Origin of the sequence: Actinoplanes sp. NPDC051633 (genome assembly GCF_040681735.1) — a bacterium.
Lineage (GTDB): Bacteria > Actinomycetota > Actinomycetes > Mycobacteriales > Micromonosporaceae > Actinoplanes.
Map to the genome: position 1 here is coordinate 1 of NZ_JBFAZH010001814.1, position 1066 is coordinate 1066.

Annotated in this window: 1 protein-coding gene; it reads right to left on the reverse strand. The window is 71.4% G+C overall.

Annotation, left to right across the window (positions count from 1 at the left end; all coding sequences use genetic code 11):
* Positions 1 to 124 precede the first annotated feature (124 nt).
* Positions 125 to 1066: glycosyltransferase family 4 protein (locus tag AB0M20_RS45400; RefSeq protein ID WP_364307873.1), on the reverse strand; the 942-nt coding region annotated here is incomplete at its 5' end.

A 1066-nucleotide genomic window follows, 5' to 3' on the forward strand; every position in this document is an offset into this window, starting at 1 on the left:
CGCCCGCGGAGGCGGCCGCCCGGATCCGCGCGGCGACCGAGTCCGAGGAGACGTGGCGCAAGGCCGGCGCGGACGCGGCGGCCCACGTGATGACCACGTGGGACTGGCCGGTGACCGCGCCGGCTTACGACCGGCTGCTGCTCGGCGAGGGGGTCAGCCGGGAGTAGACCTGCTCGAGGTGGCCGGCCTGCGTCGCCCAGTTCCACTGGTCGAGCACGCCGGCCTTCTCGTAGGCGGCCCGGTAACGCTCAGGGTCGGCGAAGACCTGCTTGACGGCGCGTACGTAGTCCTGCACGTCATCGGCGACGAAGACCTCGCCCTGGCCGGTGGACCGCACCATCTCGGCCATCGCCTTGACGTCGCTGACGATCAGCGGCAGCCGCGCCTGTGAATACTCGAAGAACTTGTTGCTCAGGGCGATCTCGTGGTTGGGCAGGTGGCGCAGCGGGCTGACCGCCGCGTCCGCCCCGCTCAGGTACGAGACCACGTCGTCGGGCGCCACATACGGCAGCAGGTGGATCCGGTCGGCGACGCCCAGCTTCTCGGCCAGTTCCTCGATCGGCTCCACCGTGGACCGGTTGCCGTTCGGGTGCAGCGAGACCAGGGCCACGTGCAGGTCCGGCAGATACGGCAGCGCCTCGATGATCAGGTCGACCCCGCGCACGCTGTTGATCCCGCCGCAGTAGCCGAGCAGCGGGGTCTCCGGGCCGATGCCGCAGTCCTTGCGGAGGCGGTCGTTGGGCTCGGGCGCCTCGGTGACGTCGGGGCAGTTCAGCACGACGGTCGGCAGCTCGGCCAGCTGGTGGTCGCGCTGGAGCCACTCGGCGAGCATCGGCGACACGGTGACCACCGCGTCCGCGTACTTGGCGAACTCACGCTCGTGCGCGACCTGCGCCGGCAGCCAGCGCGGGTTCTCCGGCCGCTCGCTCATCCCCGGCACGAACTCGTGCGCGTCCCAGACCAGCTTCACGTCCTTGCCGCGCGCGGCGGCGCGCAGCTTGGCGCGCGCCCCCACGCCGACCATGCGGTAGTCGTTGGCGTGGATGATGTCCGGGTCGAGCTCGTC